Origin of the sequence: Mesorhizobium sp. RIZ17 (assembly GCF_051127865.1) — a bacterium.
GTDB classification, from domain to species: Bacteria; Pseudomonadota; Alphaproteobacteria; order Rhizobiales; family Rhizobiaceae; genus Mesorhizobium; species Mesorhizobium humile.
Genome location: NZ_CP147861.1, coordinates 689,330 through 705,926 on the forward strand (window position 1 = coordinate 689,330; position 16,597 = coordinate 705,926).

Annotated in this window: 19 protein-coding genes; 12 read left to right on the forward strand and 7 right to left on the reverse strand. The window is 64.5% G+C overall.

Translation table 11 applies throughout. The features are described 5' to 3' along the window. Nucleotides 1–62 precede the first annotated feature (62 nt). Complete coding sequence (locus tag WDX12_RS03365; protein WP_434723917.1) at nt 63–1,100, reverse strand: zinc-binding dehydrogenase; 1,038 nt, start codon at nt 1,098–1,100, stop codon at nt 63–65. Between the two features lie 5 nt (nt 1,101–1,105). Next, the gene (locus WDX12_RS03370; protein WP_434723918.1) at nt 1,106–2,347 is read right to left on the reverse strand and encodes an acyl-CoA dehydrogenase family protein; all 1,242 of its coding nucleotides are present in this window, start codon (nt 2,345–2,347) and stop codon (nt 1,106–1,108) included. Nucleotides 2,348–2,462: 115 nt separating this feature from the next. On the opposite strand from WDX12_RS03370, the gene WDX12_RS03375 reads away from it, so the two are divergent. The 6 genes from WDX12_RS03375 (at nt 2,463) to WDX12_RS03400 (ending at nt 6,928) form a co-directional block, all read left to right on the forward strand. Further along, complete coding sequence (locus WDX12_RS03375; RefSeq protein ID WP_320293065.1) at nt 2,463–3,278, forward strand: SDR family oxidoreductase; 816 nt, start codon at nt 2,463–2,465, stop codon at nt 3,276–3,278. A 52-nt stretch (nt 3,279–3,330) separates the two neighbouring features. Continuing rightward, nucleotides 3,331–3,810 (forward strand): MaoC family dehydratase, encoded by a 480-nt coding sequence (locus WDX12_RS03380; RefSeq protein WP_430699199.1) that lies wholly within the window; start codon nt 3,331–3,333, stop codon nt 3,808–3,810. Continuing rightward, nucleotides 3,807–4,844, forward strand: coding sequence for a phosphotransferase family protein (locus tag WDX12_RS03385; protein WP_434723919.1), 1,038 nt, complete (start codon nt 3,807–3,809; stop codon nt 4,842–4,844). Before WDX12_RS03380 ends, WDX12_RS03385 begins: the two co-directional genes overlap by 4 nt. An 18-nt stretch (nt 4,845–4,862) precedes the next feature. Further along, a complete protein-coding gene (locus WDX12_RS03390; RefSeq protein ID WP_434723920.1) occupies nt 4,863–5,639 on the forward strand; it encodes an SDR family NAD(P)-dependent oxidoreductase in 777 nt (258 codons plus the stop codon). Nucleotides 5,640–5,881: 242 nt separating this feature from the next. After that, nucleotides 5,882–6,526: a TetR/AcrR family transcriptional regulator gene (locus tag WDX12_RS03395; RefSeq protein WP_434723921.1), complete on the forward strand. Its 645-nt coding sequence runs from the start codon at nt 5,882–5,884 to the stop codon at nt 6,524–6,526. Nucleotides 6,527–6,694: 168 nt separating this feature from the next. Next, on the forward strand, nt 6,695–6,928 hold the full coding sequence (locus tag WDX12_RS03400) for a DUF680 domain-containing protein (RefSeq protein WP_434723922.1): 234 nt from the start codon (nt 6,695–6,697) through the stop codon (nt 6,926–6,928). Nucleotides 6,929–7,013: 85 nt separating this feature from the next. Here WDX12_RS03400 and WDX12_RS03405 read toward each other — a convergent pair whose 3' ends face one another. The 5 genes from WDX12_RS03405 to WDX12_RS03425 form a co-directional block, all read right to left on the reverse strand. Beyond that, complete coding sequence (locus tag WDX12_RS03405) at nt 7,014–7,238, reverse strand: hypothetical protein (RefSeq protein ID WP_434723923.1); 225 nt, start codon at nt 7,236–7,238, stop codon at nt 7,014–7,016. 85 nt (nt 7,239–7,323) lie between these two features. Next, complete coding sequence (locus WDX12_RS03410) at nt 7,324–7,902, reverse strand: sarcosine oxidase subunit gamma (RefSeq protein ID WP_434723924.1); 579 nt, start codon at nt 7,900–7,902, stop codon at nt 7,324–7,326. Beyond that, nucleotides 7,895–10,888, reverse strand: a complete 2,994-nt coding sequence (locus WDX12_RS03415; protein WP_434723925.1) for a sarcosine oxidase subunit alpha — start codon at nt 10,886–10,888, stop codon at nt 7,895–7,897. The genes WDX12_RS03410 and WDX12_RS03415 overlap by 8 nt, the downstream gene beginning before the upstream one ends. After that, entirely contained in the window at nt 10,885–11,181 is a 297-nt protein-coding gene (locus WDX12_RS03420) for a sarcosine oxidase subunit delta (RefSeq protein ID WP_434723926.1), read from the reverse strand. Before WDX12_RS03420 ends, WDX12_RS03415 begins: the two co-directional genes overlap by 4 nt. Before the next feature lie 35 nt (nt 11,182–11,216). Beyond that, nucleotides 11,217–12,470: a sarcosine oxidase subunit beta gene (locus tag WDX12_RS03425; RefSeq protein WP_320293056.1), complete on the reverse strand. Its 1,254-nt coding sequence runs from the start codon at nt 12,468–12,470 to the stop codon at nt 11,217–11,219. Nucleotides 12,471–12,586: 116 nt separating this feature from the next. Between WDX12_RS03425 and WDX12_RS03430 the strand changes: the two genes are divergently transcribed. The 6 genes from WDX12_RS03430 to WDX12_RS03455 all read left to right on the forward strand — a co-directional run bounded on the left by WDX12_RS03430 (nt 12,587) and on the right by WDX12_RS03455 (nt 16,499). After that, nucleotides 12,587–13,042, forward strand: coding sequence for a YrdB family protein (locus WDX12_RS03430; protein WP_434723927.1), 456 nt, complete (start codon nt 12,587–12,589; stop codon nt 13,040–13,042). Between the two features lie 100 nt (nt 13,043–13,142). Then, complete coding sequence (locus WDX12_RS03435; RefSeq protein WP_320293054.1) at nt 13,143–13,901, forward strand: SDR family oxidoreductase; 759 nt, start codon at nt 13,143–13,145, stop codon at nt 13,899–13,901. A 106-nt stretch (nt 13,902–14,007) separates the two neighbouring features. Further along, nucleotides 14,008–14,400: an SET domain-containing protein gene (locus WDX12_RS03440; RefSeq protein WP_434723928.1), complete on the forward strand. Its 393-nt coding sequence runs from the start codon at nt 14,008–14,010 to the stop codon at nt 14,398–14,400. Between the two features lie 173 nt (nt 14,401–14,573). Next, nucleotides 14,574–14,840: a 30S ribosomal protein S21 gene (rpsU, locus tag WDX12_RS03445; protein ID WP_027165252.1), complete on the forward strand. Its 267-nt coding sequence runs from the start codon at nt 14,574–14,576 to the stop codon at nt 14,838–14,840. Between the two features lie 132 nt (nt 14,841–14,972). Then, nucleotides 14,973–15,824, forward strand: coding sequence for a tetratricopeptide repeat protein (locus tag WDX12_RS03450; protein ID WP_434723929.1), 852 nt, complete (start codon nt 14,973–14,975; stop codon nt 15,822–15,824). A gap of 198 nt (nt 15,825–16,022) precedes the next feature. Next, nucleotides 16,023–16,499, forward strand: a complete 477-nt coding sequence (locus WDX12_RS03455) for a DUF992 domain-containing protein (protein ID WP_434723930.1) — start codon at nt 16,023–16,025, stop codon at nt 16,497–16,499. The last annotated feature ends 98 nt before the right edge of the window (nt 16,500–16,597 follow it).

Here is a 16,597-nt window from a genome sequence, read left to right on the forward strand (position 1 = left end):
CACAGCTTTGTGTTCGAGGCTTTGGGCCGCGATCTGAACACCTGCAATCGGCACCCGGGTGCTTACGGCCTGATGAACACCTTTCCGTTGGGCTTGGCGAGCTCGGCCGGAAGCCGCGCCATGGCTGCGTCCAGCGGCACCACCGCCGTGACGTCGGTCGACCAGCGTCCGTCGGAAAAGCGCTTCTGCGCTTCCAGCACCGCCGGGCCCAGCCGGTCGCGGAACTGGCGCATCCATTCGGCCAGCCAGAAACCTTCGACACGCTTGTGCTGGAAGATCAGTTGGCCGGGCTCGCGGATCACCGTCGGCTCGGCGTCGAGCCGGCCGTAGACGATCCAGCGCGCGCGTTTCGGCATGGCGTTGAAGATGGCGGAAGCCAGCGGCCCGGTCACCGCGTCGAGGAAGATGCGCGGCTGCTCTGCCTTCATCGCTTCGCGCAACGCCGCCTCGAAATCTGCCGCCTTCTCGTTGAGCACGTGGGCGGCGCCGAGCTCTTTCAACAGCGGTATCTGCTCGTCGCGACGCACCGTGACGATCGGCCGGAAACCCGCCTCCTTCGCCAACCCGATGATCAGCTTGCAGAGCTGGCTGGCGCCCGCGGTCATGATGAAGGCCTTTTCGCCTTCCTCTCTGACGATGTCGAACATGGCCAAGGCGGTCAGCGGATTGACGATCATCGCGGCGCCGTCCTCGTCGCGCACCGTGTCGATGAGCGGGATGCAGGAAGCCGCCTCGGCAACCGCATAATCCGCCCATGCCCCCCAGTTCGACACGCCGGTGGCGAAGGCGACACGCTTTCCGTCGAGGCTCCTGGCATAGGCGTCGTCTCCGGTGGCGACGACGGTGCCGACGCCTTCGAAACCCGCCGGTCGGCCCTTGACGCGCGGCTGGCCGTACTGGCCCTTGATGAAGGCGATATCGGACGGGTTGATCGAGGCGAGGCTGACCTTGATCAAGGCCTGCGACGGACCGGGCGCCGGCACCGCGATGCTGCCGGGCTGGAGATAGGGCTCCATTGCCTCCAGCGCGGCCGCCGAGGGCGTCCTTGCGTAACCGTCGCCGACAAGCAGCAAGCCCCGCATTTGCGATGGAAGCGTCATGATCGTCAGACCTTTTCCTGCGTGTATTTCCTCAGTTCCGTGCGCGCCACCTGCCGCCGGTGCACAGCATCCGGCCCGTCGGCCAGCCGCAACGTCCTCAGATGCGTCCAGGAGCGGGCGAGCGGTGTATCCTGGCTGATGCCTTGCGCGCCGAACATCTGCACCGCCTCGTCGGTGACCTTCAGCGCGACGCGCGGCGCCACCACCTTGATCTGGCTGATCCAGGGCGCGGCGGCGCGCGCATCTCCCTGGTCGATCATCCAGGCCGCCTTGAGGCAGAGCAGCCTCGCCATCTCGATCTCCATCCGGCATTCGGCGATAATGTCGAAATTGGCGCCGAGCTTTGCCAGGGGCTGGCCGAAGGCCTCGCGCCGCACCGAGCGCTGGCACAACATTTCCAGCGCCATCTCGGCCTGGCCGATGGCGCGCATGCAATGGTGGATGCGGCCGGGACCGAGCCTGCCTTGCGCGATCTCGAAGCCCCTGCCCTCGCCGAGGATCAGGTTTGCCGCCGGCACCCGCACATTGTCGAATCTGAGATGCATATGGCCGTGCGGCGCGTCGTCGTCGCCATAGACCTGCATTGGCCGCAACTTGCTGATGCCCTTGCTGTCAGCCGGCACCAGGATCATCGAATGCCGTCGATGCTGCGGCTCCGCGTCCGAGCCGGTCCTGACCATGACGATATAGATGGCGCAGCGCGGATCGCCCGCTCCGGAAGCCCACCATTTCTCGCCGTTCAGCACATAGTCGTCGCCCTGCCGCTCGCAGTGCATCGAAATGTTCGTCGCGTCCGAGGAGGCGACGTCCGGCTCGGTCATCAGATAGGCCGAGCGAATCTTGCCCTCGAGCAGCGGCTCCAGCCAGTCTCGCTTGTGCGCTTCCGAGCCGTAACGCTCCAGCACTTCCATGTTGCCGGTGTCGGGCGCCGAGCAGTTGAAGGTCTCGGCGCCGAGATGCGCCTTGCCCATCTCTTCCGCCAGATAGGCATATTCGACAGTGGAAAGACCATAGCCGCGCCCGGAGTCGGTCAGCCAGAAATTCCACAGCCCGCGCTCCCGCGCCGTCTTCTTCAGGCCTTCCAGGATTTCCGTTTGCCTCGCCGTATAGGACCAGCGGTCGCCACCCTTGCCGATCTCGGCGAGAAATTCCTCGCCGAGCGGCGCGATCTCGTCGCGCACCATCGCCGCCACGCGCTGATGGATTGGCTTCAGCCGCTCGCTCATGCCGAGATTCATATCCGTCATCGCTTACGGCCTTTCCGAAGATAGATCTTTACCCGTGGCAAGGATGACCGTACTTCGGCTAGCCTTGTCAACGCGAGTCCCTCGCCGGTTTGATCGAGATGTGCGGAGGAATGCAATGAGCTATCTGGACAAGCTGTTCTCGGTCGCCGGCAAGACCGCGCTGGTGACGGGTGCGGCGACCGGCATCGGCCGCATGGTGGCAACCGGTCTGGTCCGCGCCGGCGCTCATGTGATGATCGCCTCGCGCAAGGGTGAGGATTGCACGAAAGTCGCCAACGACTTGAACGCGCTCGGCGGCTCCGGCCATGCCGAGGGCTTCGCCGGCGACGTGTCCAGCGAAGCGGGCATCGCCGCTTTAGTCGCCGAGGTCAAGGCGCGCACGGAGCACCTGCACATCCTGGTCAACAATGCCGGCATTTCCTGGGGCGCACCGCTGCAGGATTTCCCTTACCACGCCTGGGCCAAGGTGTTCGGCGTCAATGTCACCGCCGTCTTCCACCTGACGCGGGAGCTGTTGCCGTTGCTCGACGCCGCCGCGAGCCAGGAGGATCCTGCCCGCGTCATCAATCTCGGCTCGGTGATGGGCACCCAGCCGCTGGCCGACGATGCCTATTCCTACGCGGCCTCGAAAGCGGCGGTGCATCATTTGACACGCACGCTGGCGATCGAGTTCGCCGCCCGCCACATCACCGTCAACGCCTTTGCACCGGGTCCTTTCCAGAGCCGGATGACGGCGTTTGCCACCGCGACCGAGGAGCAGGCGAAACATGTCGGTAACCATGTTCCGCTCGGCCGCATCGGCGTGGCGGATGACATTGCCGGCGCAACGCTTTATTTGTGCAGCCGAGCCGGAAGCTATGTCACCGGTGCCATCCTGCCGATCGACGGCGGCCAGTCGGTGCAGCATGGAATGACGTTGTTCAAGGAATAAGACGCCCGGTTCGAGGAACCGTAGTCCGGGCGCGGGTGCGGAGGACATCAGCGTGGAACCGATCAGTCTCGATACGCTTCTGGCAAGCGTCGGCAAGGAGGTCGGCGTCTCGCCCTGGCGAACGGTGACGCAGCGCATGATCGACCAGTTTGCCGATGCGACCGACGACCACCAGTTCATCCATTGCGATCCGGAGCGCGCCGAGCGCGAGACGCCTTTCGGCGGCACCATCGCGCATGGTTTCCTGTCGCTGTCGCTTCTGTCGGCAATGACCTTCGAGACCATGCCGCCGCTGGAGAACGGCAAGATGGGCGTCAACCACGGTTTCGATACGCTGCGCTTCCTGGCGCCGGTGAAGACCGGCTCGCGCATCCGCACCCATTTCGTGCTGGCGGACGTCAAGGTGAGGCCCTCGGGCTGGGTGCAGACCGCGCATGACGTGACCATCGAGATCGAAGGCTCGAAGAAGCCGGCGCTGACGGCGCGTTGGCTGACCTTGACGCTGATCGAGCGCCAGCCCGAGAACGCATGAGCAGCGAGGCCGGTGCCATAGACCAGGCGGCGCTAGCGCCCTATCTCGAGGCGCATATCCCGGGTTTTGCCGGCCTGTCCGCGATCGAAAAATTCAAATCCGGGCAATCCAATCCGACCTATCTTTTGACCGCCGCCAGTGGCCGCTATGTGCTGCGCGCCAAGCCGCCGGGACAACTGCTGAAATCCGCGCATCAGGTCGACCGCGAATTCCGGGTCATGCGGGCGCTCGCCGGCACGGCTGTGCCGGTGCCGCGCATGCTGCATCTGTCGGGCGAGGACTCTCCGATCGACCGCATGTTCTACGTCATGGAATATCTCGACGGCCGCATCTTCTGGGATCCGTCGCTGCCTGAGGTTTCGGGCAATGAAGAGCGTGCCGCGATCTACGACGCGATGAACGCGACGCTTGCCGCCCTGCACGATGTCGATGTCGGCGCCGTCGGCCTTGGCGATTTCGGCAAGCCCGGCAGCTATTTCGAGCGCCAGCTCGCGCGCTGGGCCGGCCAATACCGGGTCTCCGAAACCGAAACCATAGCCGATATCGACAGGCTGATTGCATGGCTCGAAACGCATATGCCGGCCGATGACGGCCGCGTGTCGCTTGTCCATGGCGACTATCGGCTGGACAACATGATGTTCGCGCCCGATGCGCCGAAAGTCATCGCGCTGCTCGACTGGGAGCTGTCGACGCTCGGCCACCCCTTCGCCGACCTCGCCTACCAATGCATGCAATGGCGCCTGCCGCATGCCTCGGGCTTTCGCGGCCTTGACGGCGTCGACCGCGCCGCTGCCGGCCTGCCGTCCGAGGAGGCCTATGTCGCGGCCTATTGCAGGCGGCGCGGCATCCAGAAGATCGACAACTGGACCTTCTTCCTCGCCTTCTCGTTCTTCCGGCTGGCGGCGATCTGCCAGGGCGTCTACCGCCGCGCGCTGGACGGCAACGCCTCCAATCCGGAAAAGGCAAAGACCTATGGCGGGGCAGTGAAGCTGCTCGCCGCGCTTGCGGTGGAACTGATCGACGAGAACAGCTGAACGCGGGAGAGCTGAGCCATGGGCCGTTTCGATGGGATGACGGTGCTGATCACCGGCGCGACCGGCGGCCTCGGCAGCGGCGCGGCAAAAGCCTTCGCCGCCGAAGGGGCGCGGCTCGTGCTCTCCGATCTCGACGAAGCTGCGCTGGGCGGTTTCGCCGCAACGCTCGACGCCGAGACTGCTCACCTTGCCGGCAACATTGCCGACGAAAAACTCTCGGAGGACCTGGTGAAGCTTGCCGTTCAAAAATTCGGCCGGCTCGACATCGCCGTCAACAATGCCGGCATCGTGCACGCCTTCGTGCGCCTGCCACAGGTGACCTCGGAGGAAGCGCGCCGCGTGGTCGAGGTCGACCTGCTCGGCGTGTTCTATGCCATGAAGCACCAGATCCCTCAGTTGGAACGGCAGTTCAGGGAAAGCGGCAAGGGCGGCGTCATCGTCAACATCGCCTCGGTCGCCGGTCTCTCCGGCGCGCCGAAGCTTTCGGTCTATGCCGCCGCCAAGCACGGCGTCGTCGGGCTGACCCGCTCTGCCGCCGCGGAATATGCCAGCAAAGGGATCCGCATCAACGCCGTCTGCCCGGCCCACACCCGCACGGCGATGGTCGACGGTTTCGTGCGTTTCACCGGAGCGCCCGAAGCCGAAGCGCTTGCCGAGCTTACGCGCGGCGTGCCGATGAAGCGCGTCGGCGAGGTCGATGAGATCACCACCGGCATCCTGTTCCTTGCCGACCCCGGCAACTCCTTCATGACCGGCCATGCGCTGGCGCTCGACGGCGGCATCGGCGCCATTTGAACGTGCTGGGGAACGGCTAGAGCAATTCCAGGAAAAGTGTGATCGGTTTTCCGTTCGGAATTGCGTAAAAACAAAGAGATAGAGCGTTTCGCCGTTTCCGTGAAACGGTGAAACGTTCTAGGCTCCGCAATCGCGTTAACCGAAGAGTTTGAACGGACGTTGCGGAACCGGAGCGCTCTCTTGTCCGTTTCCGTACAGCGTATATAATTTCGTCAGGCAACCAACGAAAAAGGCAGCGGACATTGACGCTGAGCGTTCAGAAACGCCGCGAAAAACAAAAGGCGGAGCTTCGCTCCGAACTGGTCGCGGCGGCTCACAAGCTGGTGCAGGAAGAAGGCTATGAGGGCCTGACCATCCGCAAGCTGGCCAAGCGGGTCGGCTATGCGCCGATGTCGGTCTATTCCTATTTCGCCGACAAGCAGGACATCCTCTTCGCGCTGGCCGAAGATGCCTTCGAAACGCTCGCCCGGCGCATCGAGGACCATCCCGCCGACGATCCGGTCGAGGCGCTCAAGGCGGTGATGACCGAATATGCCGCCTTCGGGCTCGGCAATCCCAATGAGTATCGCACCGTCTTCATGACCGAGAAGACCAAGCTGCCCGAGGGCCGCAGCTACGAGGACATGGAAGAGGGCAATCCGGCCATGAAGGTGCTGATCAAACGCGTCGAGGCCTGCGTCGCGGCCGGCAAGCTCAAGGGCGATCCGCGCGCCATCGCGACCATGCTGTGGACGGTCGGCCACGGCACGATTTCGTTGCTGATCACCTTTCCCTTCTATCCTTTCGGCGACCCCGAAACTTACGTGAAGCGCATGTGCAACTTCATGATGGCCTCGCTGTCGGAACACGAAATCCCGCCGCTCACCGAAACCCCGGTCGACTGCTGATCGCCACAGCTGTTTTTGCGCCATCTTCGGCTTGATTCGCCGTGGCGAGTTCCTACGTTCAAAAAAAGTTGTCGTACGCGTACAGATTTCCTCTTGAATTCCGTTTCCGCTCACCGTATTTGTACGCTGTATCGTACATGTACGAAAAGAGATGACTGGAGACGGAAAATGAAGAAGACCATCCTCACCTTCGCCGCCGTGCTGGCTTTCTCGGGCGCCGCTTTTGCCGGCACGACCCAGTCGGTCAAGCACGCTCCGGCCGCCTGCGTCCAGACCAAGGCCAATGTGGTTCTCGATTGCACCGCCACCGGTTCGGTCGAAAAGGCGGACGCCACCAAGACCCAGACCAAGACCCCGCGCCTTGGCATCGACGTCAGCCCGTGGTTCGTGCCTGGCCTGTAAGTTCTGTCGGGACGATCAATGAAAATGGGCGGCACTTGGCCGCCCTTTTTCGTTTTGCCTGCAGCTTCGAGGACCGGCCCGAAGCCTATTTCTTGGGCCGTTTCGTTCCCGCCACGGCCTTGGCCTTGCCGGGCTTGGCCGGCGCGCCGGGGATGGCGCTACTGGTGATCGACACCGGGTCACTGGCTGGAAACGTGTCCTCGAGGCCTTCCTCGAGTTCCTCTTCCTCGACCTCGTGATGGCGCTCCTGCTCCAGCGAACGGACTGCCGCCGTCTTCTTCGGCGACTTCGGCGCGGTTCTGGACGGCATCGACAACCTCCCTCGCAAGCTGCGGAAACGGACAGGGCCGGCGATGGTTCCTGCCGCGCGGCTTTCCGACAGCGCAGCGTGAAGATCAGTTCGCCGCGTCGCTTGCCGCTTCCGACAGCAGAGTAAAGACATAGTCCGAGAAGGAACGCCAGCACTCCACCCGGAACGCGTCGGCCGCCGTGCGCAACAGCACGATCTCGGATTTGCCGAGGATGGTGCGCGAGGCCGCGCCGACGGGGAAAGCCTCGAGCGACAGGTCCTGCGGACAGCCCGAATTGACCGTCACCGCGGCCGATGGTCCAGCGACTGAAATCCCGACATTGCGGTGCGAGATACCGACCGCCGAATGCAGCGTCGTCACCGTGGCGCAGTCGGCGAGCGGATCGTTGCCCGCCTCGTCGATGATCAGCCATTCGTCCGGTCCGAGCCACAGCGCCGTGCGCCCGTCCTTGGTCGCCGAGGTCTTCGGCTTTGTCGGCAGCGTGACGCCGAGCGCCTTGGAGAGTTCGGCAAGCGAAGCCTGCGGCGCGCGCAGTGAAATACGCTCGGCCGGCGGCAGCATCTCCACCTTCACGCCAGGCGCCGACACCGTGCGACCGGCAAGCGCTGGGCGCCGCTCGACGGAAGCGGAAGCGGCTTTTGTCTTGGCGGTGGCCTTAGCCATTGAGGCGTTCTCCCTTCTCGTCGACGAACACCATGCCTGTGACCTCGACCTCGATCGTGCCGTTCGGCATCGGCACGTAGAGCGTCTCACCCAGGCGGTCGCGACCGCCGGCGACCAGCGCGAGCGCGATCGAGCGGCCGCAATTCTCCGACCAGTAGCTCGACGTGACATGGCCGATCATCTTCATCGGGATCGGCTGCTTCGGATCGGCGACGATCTGCGCGCCCTCTTCCAGCACGACCTTTGGATCCTTGGTCTTCAGGCCGACGAGTTGCTTGCGGCCCTTGGCTACCAGATCCGTCCGGGTCAGGCCGCGGATGCCGACGAAGTCGGTCTTCTTCTTGCCGACCGCCCAGTCGAGCCCGGCGTCGTTCGGCGTCACCGTGCCATCGGTATCCTGGCCGACGATGATGTAGCCCTTTTCGGCGCGCAGCACGTGCATCGACTCGGTGCCGTAGGCGGTCGCGCCATGTTTTTGGCCTTCGGCCCACAACGCTTCCCAGACCGCCTCACCGTAATCGGCCGGCACGTTGACCTCGAACCCGCGCTCGCCGGTGAAGGACATGCGGAACAGCCTCGTCGGCACCCCGCAGATCTTGCCTTCGCGCACCGACATATGCGGCATTCCCTCATCCGACATGTCGATGCCCTCGACCAGCGGCGCGATGATTTCGCGCGACTTCGGCCCCTGCACCGCGATCACCGCCCACTGCTCGGTGATCGAGGTCAGCCAGACGTTGAGATGCGGGAACTCGGTCTGGAGGTAATCCTCCATGTGGTTCATGACGCGCGGCGCGCCGCCGGTCGTCGTCGTCACGTGGAAGCGATCGGGTGCCAGCCGACCGACGACGCCGTCATCATAGATGAAGCCGTCCTCGCGCAGCATGATGCCATAGCGGCAGCGCCCGGTTTCCAGCTTCTCCCATGGGTTGGTGTAGAGCAGCTCCATGAATTTCGCGGCATCCGGCCCGACCACCTCGATCTTGCCGAGCGTCGAGGCGTCGAACAGCCCGCCGACCTTGCGCACCGTCACGCATTCGCGGTCGACCGCCTTGTGCATGTCCTCGCCGGCTTTCGGGAAATACCACGCGCGCTTCCAGTGGCCGACATCCTCAAACACGGCGCCATGCGAGGCCGCCCAGCCATGCGTCGCCGTACGCCGGGTCGGATCGAACAGCGCGCCGCGCGCATGCCCAACGATCGAGCCGAAGGTCACCGGCGTGTAGGGCGCGCGGAACGTTGTGAGGCCGACCTGCGGGATCGGCTTGCCGAGTTCCTCGGCGGCGATCGCCAGCCCGTGCATGTTCGACGTCTTGCCCTGGTCGGTCGCCATGCCGTTGGTGGTGAAGCGCTTGACGTGCTCGATGGAGTGCATGCCTTCATGCACCGCCTGGCGGATGTCCTTGGCGGTGACGTCGTTCTGGAAATCGACGAAGGCCTTGACCGTGGTGCCCGGCCCGGCGCCGGGCCCTGCGCCCAGCATGCCGCGCGACCAGCTCTCGCCGGCGTCGACCTTCGGCTTGGCCCCCTTGCCGGCTTTGCCGCCGGCGTCCTTCGCCGCCTTGGCGCCCGCCGCATAGGCCTCGTCGACCGTCGCGTCCAGTCCGTCTGTACCGTTGCAGGCGCCGACCGAGACGCAGTCCTGCGCATAGGTGCCGGGCACGAAGCGCTTGGTCTCATCGTTGAAGGCGACCTTGCCGCGCGACTGCGAGAACAGATGCACCGACGGCGTCCAGCCGGCCGACATCAGGATCGCGTCCACCGGAATGGTCCGCTCGCCGCCGCCATTCTTCGGTTGCACGGTCATGGAGGACACGCGCAGCTTGCCGCCGGCGCTGACCACCGCACGGCCGAAATTGATCTCGATGCCGAGCGCCCTCGCCTCGTCGATCGCCGGTCCAGCCGGGTTGTCGCGCAGGTCGACGATCGCCGCGACATTGACGCCTGCCTTCTTGAGGTCGATGGCCGCCGCGTAAGCGGAATCGTTGGCCGTATAGACGCCGACATTCCTGCCGACCGCGACGCCATAGTGGTTGAGGTATGTGCGCGCCGCAGAAGCCAGCATCACGCCCGGGCGGTCGTTGTTGGCGAACACCATATGGCGCTCGATAGCGCCGGTGGCGATCACGACGCGCCCGGCGCGAACCTGCCACAGGCGTTCGCGCGCCAGCTCATGTCCGGGGCTCTTGAGATGGTCGCTGACCCGCTCGACCAGGCCGACGAAATTCTGCGCGTAATAGCCGAAGGCAGTCGTGCGCGACAGCACGCGCACATTGTCCATCGCCTTGAGCTTCGCGATTGCGGCTTGCGCCCACGCATGGCCGCTCTGGCCGTCGATCCTGGCGCCGCTCTCGAAGCGCAGGCTGCCGCCGAATTCGGCCTGTTCGTCGGCGAGGATCACCCGCACGCCCGTTTCGGCAGCGGCGAGCGCGGCCGCAATGCCGGCGGCGCCGCCGCCCAGCACCAGCACCTCGCAATGCGCGTAGCGCGCGGCATAGTGGTCCGGATCCGGCTTCTCGGGTGAAACGCCGAGGCCGGCGGCCGCGCGGATCTTCGGCTCGTAGAGATCCTTCCAGGCCCATTTCGGCCACATGAAGGTCTTGTAGTAGAAGCCGGCCGAGAACATCGGCGAGGCGATGTCGTTGACGGCGCCGATGTCGAAGGCGAGCGAGGGCCAGCGGTTCTGCGAGTTGGCCGTCAGCCCGTCATAGAGCTCCTGCACGGTGGCGCGCACATTGGGCGTCTTGCGCGCATCGTCGCGCACGATCTGCACCAGCGCATTGGGCTCTTCCGCGCCGGCCGAGAGGAAGCCGCGCGGCCGGTGGTACTTGAACGAGCGCCCGACCAGGTGCACGCCATTGGCGAGCAGCGCCGAGGCAAGCGTGTCGCCCTCGATGCCGGTATAGGACTTGTCATCGAAGCTGAACGAGGCGGTCTTCGCCTGGCTCAGGCGGCCGGCGCCGGAGATACGGAATGCGGCGCTCATTTCGCGGCTCCAGGCAGTTTCGCCGGCTTCGGCTCGCCGGCCTTGTAGGTCATGACGAACCTGTCGGTGACGGTGTCGCGCACCGCGTTGAAGAAGCGCGCGCAACCATGGATGTGCCGCCAGCGCTCATAGATGACGCCCTTCGGATTGGCGCGGATGAAGAAGAATTTCTCGAAATCGTCGTCGCTCTCGGCGGCAATGTTGGTGGAGCGCGCGATATGCGCCTCGCCGGCATTGCGGAACTCGAGTTCCGGGCGCTCTTCCTCGCAATAGGGGCAGCGGATGAGAAGCATTCTGTTTGTTCCTACAATTCGCCGTAGTCGATGGATCAGTGCGCCACCGCCGCCGCGGCGGCCTCGTCGATGAGACGGCCGGTGCGGAAGCGCTCGAGCGTGAAGGGCGCGTTGATCGGATGCGGCTCGTCCTTCGCGATCGTATGGGCAAAGACGTTGCCCGAACCGGGTGTCGCCTTGAAGCCGCCCGTGCCCCAGCCGCAATTGACGTAGAGGCCCTTGACCGGCGTCTTCGCCAGGATCGGCGACCGGTCGGGAGTGACGTCGACGATGCCGCCCCAGGAGCGCAGCATCTTCATGCGCGTGAAGATCGGGAACATCTCGCAGATGGCATCGAGCGTGTGCTGCAGGATGTGCAGGCCGCCGGTCTGCGAATAGGAGACATACTGGTCGGTTCCGGCGCCGATGACGAGCTCGCCCTTGTCCGACTGCGAGATATAGGCGTGCACCGTGTTCGACATCACCACGCAGGGCACGACCGGCTTGATCGGCTCCGACACCAGCGCCTGCAGCGGATAGCTTTCGAGCGGCATGCGCACGCCGGCCATGTTCATGATGACGGAGGAATGGCCGGCCGCGACCACGCCGACCTTCTTGGCGCCGATGAAGCCGCGCGTCGTCTCCACGCCGCTGACCGCGCCGTTCGCGGCGCGCTTGATGCCGGTGACCTCGCAGTTCTGGATGATGTGCACGCCGCGCGCCGAGGCGCCGCGCGCATAGCCCCAGGCAACCGCGTCATGACGCGCCGTGCCGCCGCGCCGCTGCAACGCCGCGCCCATCACCGGATAGCGCGCTTCCTTGGAGATGTTCAGCGGCGGACAGAATTCCTTCGCCTGCTCCGGCGTCAGCCACTCATTGTCGATGCCGTTGAGCCGGTTGGCGTGGATGTGGCGCTTGAACACCTGGATGTCGTGCACATTGTGCGCCAGCATCATGACGCCGCGCGCCGAATACATGACGTTGTAGTTGAGCTCCTGGCTCAGCCCGTCCCACAGCTTCAGCGCATGGTCGTAGATGCCGGCGCTCTCGTCATAGAGGTAATTGGAGCGGATGATGGTGGTGTTGCGGCCGGTGTTGCCGCCGCCGAGCCAGCCCTTTTCCAGCACCGCGATGTTGGTGATGCCGTGCTCGCTCGCCAGATAATAGGCCGTCGCCAGGCCATGCCCGCCGGCGCCAACGATGATGACGTCGTATTCCTTCTTCGGCTCGGGCGACGTCCACTGCTCTTCCCAGCCCTTGTGGCCGCGCATGGCCTCGCGGGCAATGGCGAATACCGAGTATTTCTTCACGTTAAGCCTCGCGCCAAAAATCGCGGATGTGGTTCGGGCCTCTCCCGTCACGCGAGGTGTATCACTAGCGAAACAGCGATGTCATCCTTGCGCTGTTTGCGACGGCGCTTGCCGTTTTGCGCCTCGGTCAAAATGATGCATCCGATCTGGCTTCGACAGGGGTCTTCGGCGACACTTCCCGTCGCGCGAATCCGGAGACGATGATGGGTAACGCCTGGTGGAATCTTATCCTGCGCTTTCTGCTTGAGCTTGCCGCCTTGCTTGGTCTCGGCATGGCGGGCTGGAGCCTCTCGGCCGGATTCTGGCGCTGGATTCTCGCTATTGGCTTGCCAATCGTCGCGGCCGTGTTGTGGGGCACTTTCGCCGTGCCCGACGATCCGAGCCGGTCGGGCCGAGCTCCGGTGCCAATGCCCGGCGCCGTCAGGCTGGCGCTGGAACTTGTCATCCTGTGCGGCGGCGCCACGGGATTCTGTCTGACCGGTCACGCCGCCATTGGCATCGTCATGGCCCTGTTGATTGCCTTCAACTATGCCTTCTCGCTGGACCGGCTGGGTTGGCTGTTGCGGCAGTAGGGCAATGGCGGCCGTTGCAGGTTTCGGGTGGCCGCGGCAATCCTCATCTGCGACCAAGCATCCATCGCCGCAAGCCGGCACAAAGGAAGGATGCTGAGACATGTTCACCCTGGCAAGCAAAGTCGCCATCGTCACTGGCGCCAGTTCCGGCATCGGCCGCGCCACCGCCAGGCTGTTTGCCGAGCAAGGCGCGAGCCTGGTCGTGGCCGCCCGGCGCCAAGCCGAGCTCGACACGCTCGTCGGCGAGATCGAGGATGCCGGGGGCACTGCGGTCGCACTTGCGGGCGACGTAAGGGACGAAGCCTATGCGCGGGCGTTGGTGGAACTCGCTGTGGCTCGCTTCGGCGGCCTCGACATCGCCTTCAACAATGCCGGCGCCGTTGGCGTGATGGGGCCGGTCACCGACTTGGCGCCGGCGACCTGGCAGGAGACGATGGACACCAACCTGACCAGCGCCTATCTCGCCGCCAGGCACCAGATTCCGGCCATGCTGGAGCGCGGCGGCGGTTCGCTGATCTTCACCTCGAGCTTCGTCGGCTACACTGCCGGCATGCCGGGCATGGCCGCCTACGCCGCGGCCAAGGCCGGACTGATCGGCCTGACGCAGGTGCTCGCCGCCGAGTACGGCCCGCAAGGACTGCGCGTCAACGCGCTGCTGCCCGGCGGCACCGACACGCCCGGCGCGACCACAACCACACCCGAGGCGCGCGCCTTCGTCGAAGGCATTCATGCGTTGAAGCGCATGGCGCAGCCGGAGGAGATCGCCCGCTCCGCGCTCTATCTCGCCTCGGATGCCTCGAGCTTCACCACCGGCACGGCATTGTTTGCCGATGGCGGCGTCTCGATCAACCGGACGTGATCGCCCGGCGGACAGCAGACATGCTCATCCGTTGAAATCTAGCGATACGGCCTTGCATTCCGGTCCAATTTGACGATTTGTTTCCCGTCGAAATCGGACCGGAACGATGCTACTGATCAGAACCTATGTTGCCCAGAGCGCCATCGAAGGCGTCGGGGTCTTTGCCGCGGAGCCGATCCGCAAAGGCGCCTCGATCTGGCGCCTCGATCCGGATTTCGACCGGCTGATCCCGATGGAAAAATATGAAGCCGCATCCCCGCATCTCAAGGAACTGCTCGACCGCTATGCCTATCCGAGCCCGGACAAGCCCGGCTTCATGGTCTATGAGGTCGACAATGGCCGCTTCATGAACCATTCGGAGCGGCCGAACACGGATTTCTCACAATATGGCGGCGCCACCGCCATTCGCGACATCGCCGCCGGCGAGGAAATCACCTGCGATTATGGCGAGTTTTTCGAGGACTTCGCCCGCCTCCATCTGGCGGCGGTGGACGGTTGAAGCACTGCCGGGCGCAGCGCCCGGTTTTTTGATCGCTGTTTCCCGCAATCAGCGGTGGACATCCCAGCCTGATTCTGCTATCAGCCGCCACAATTCGCGGTGCAATTCGCCGCGGAGGCATCCCAGCTATGGCTGATTGCCTAACGATTTCAAACCCGAAGACAGGATTGCCCGTGCAGGTACTCGTCCGCGACAACAACGTTGATCAGGCGCTTCGCGCGCTGAAGAAGAAGATGCAGCGCGAAGGTATTTTCCGCGAAATGAAGATGCGCGGTCACTACGAGAAGCCGTCCGAGAAGCGTGCCCGCGAGAAGGCTGAGGCCGTGCGCCGCGCCCGCAAGCTGGCCCGCAAGCGCGCCCAGCGCGAAGGCCTGCTGCCGATGACCCCGCGTCCGGCTCCGGCTGGTGCCGCCGGCGCTTCGCGCTCGCCGCGCTCATAACGCCTATTTTTCGTCCTTTTCGAAGGATACCGAGGGTGGCGCGATGCGGAATCGCCGCCACCTTTTTGTTTATGCATAGGAGCCGGTTCGGAGAGGGAACGAACTGACGGCGCTGCGGCAGTGAGGACAAAGATGAACGCAATTTCCGTGGAGCGCAAAACCGCTTTTCGCGGCTTCGCCCTGACGGCGGCCCTGCTTTCGGGTCTGACGCTTGCAGCATGCCAGACGACGCCGACCGGCGAGTTCAACAACATCGACAAGGCGCAAGGCTCGAGCGAGAATATCTCGTCGCTTTCGGCCGTCATCCAGCGCAGCCCGCAGGATCCCGAGGGCTACAATGTGCGCGGCTCGGCCTATGGCCGCGGCGGCCAGTACCAGGCGGCGCTGAAGGACTTCAACCAGGCCATCCAGCTCAACCCGAACTTCTACCAGGCCTATTCGAACCGCGCGCTGATCCAGCGCTTCCTCGGCAACCAGGAAGCCGCCTTGGCCGACTATAACCGCTCGATCCAGATCAACGCCAATTACGACGCCGCCTATATCGGCCGCGGTAATCTCTATCGCAAGGCCGGCCGCACTCAGGATGCCTTCAACGACTTCCAGAAGGCGATCCAGCTCGACACCACCGACGCTCGCGCCTACCACAATCGCGGCCTGATCTATCAGAGCCAGGGCCAGCACAAATTCGCCATCGAGGATTTCTCGACCGCGATCTCGCTGGCGCCGGACGCTGCCGAGCCCTACAACGGCCGCGGCCTCTCCTATCTGGCCACAGGCGACCAGGACAACGCCTTCTCCGACTTCAACATGGCCATCAAGCTCGACGGCAAGAACGCCGAGGCCTGGGCCAACCAGGCGCTGATCTATGAAAAGCGCGGCGACAAGGTAAGGGCGGCCAAGTCCTACCGCGAGGCCGTCCACCTCGACCCCAACTACCAGCCGGCCAAGGACGGCCTGTCGCGCACCGGCGGCAACGCCAGCTGATCGAAAGCTGACGCCGCGTCGTCCCCGGTCGCCGCTGGCGACCGTGGTGTTGCGCTGCGGAGACGCCCGATAGCGATCCGTTAACCGCCCAGCGCGATGCGTTAACCTTTGCCATGTTCGCGCCAAGTTTCCGGCGGAACGCTCCGTGCACCTCGATCGTTTAGGCCGGGGCCAAGATTTCGCGAAAGGACCTTTCCAATGATCAAAACACTTGCCTGTGCCGCTGCCGCGCTTGCCGCCACGGTCCTCGCTTCTCCGGTAAGCGCCGGCACGCTCCGGCTCGGCACGCTCGATTGCACGATCGACGGCGGCATCGGCTACGTCATCACGTCGAACAAGGGCGTCGCCTGTACCTTCCGTCCCTACCATCACGGGCCGGCCGAACAGTACACCGGCATGATCTCCAAGCTCGGCGTCGACATTGGCCAGACGCATCAGGGTCAGCTCGTCTGGGCGGTGCTCGGCGCCACGCGTCAACATGAGGCGGGCGACCTCGCCGGCAGCTATTACGGCGTCAACGCCGAGGCTTCCGTGGTGACCGGCGGCGGCGCCAATCTCCTGGTCGGCGGCCTCGACGGCGCCTTCATGCTGGAGCCGCTCAGCGTCCAGGCGCAGACCGGCGTCAACCTCGCCGTCGCGGTGGCCTCGCTGGATCTCGTCCACTCCTACAAGTGAAGCTTTCGGCTTCAAAAGTCCGTCTGGAACACTTGGCCCGGAACACATTGTTCCGGGCCAAGTGCTTTTTTGAGGATCGCATAAGGTCGTTAAACCCA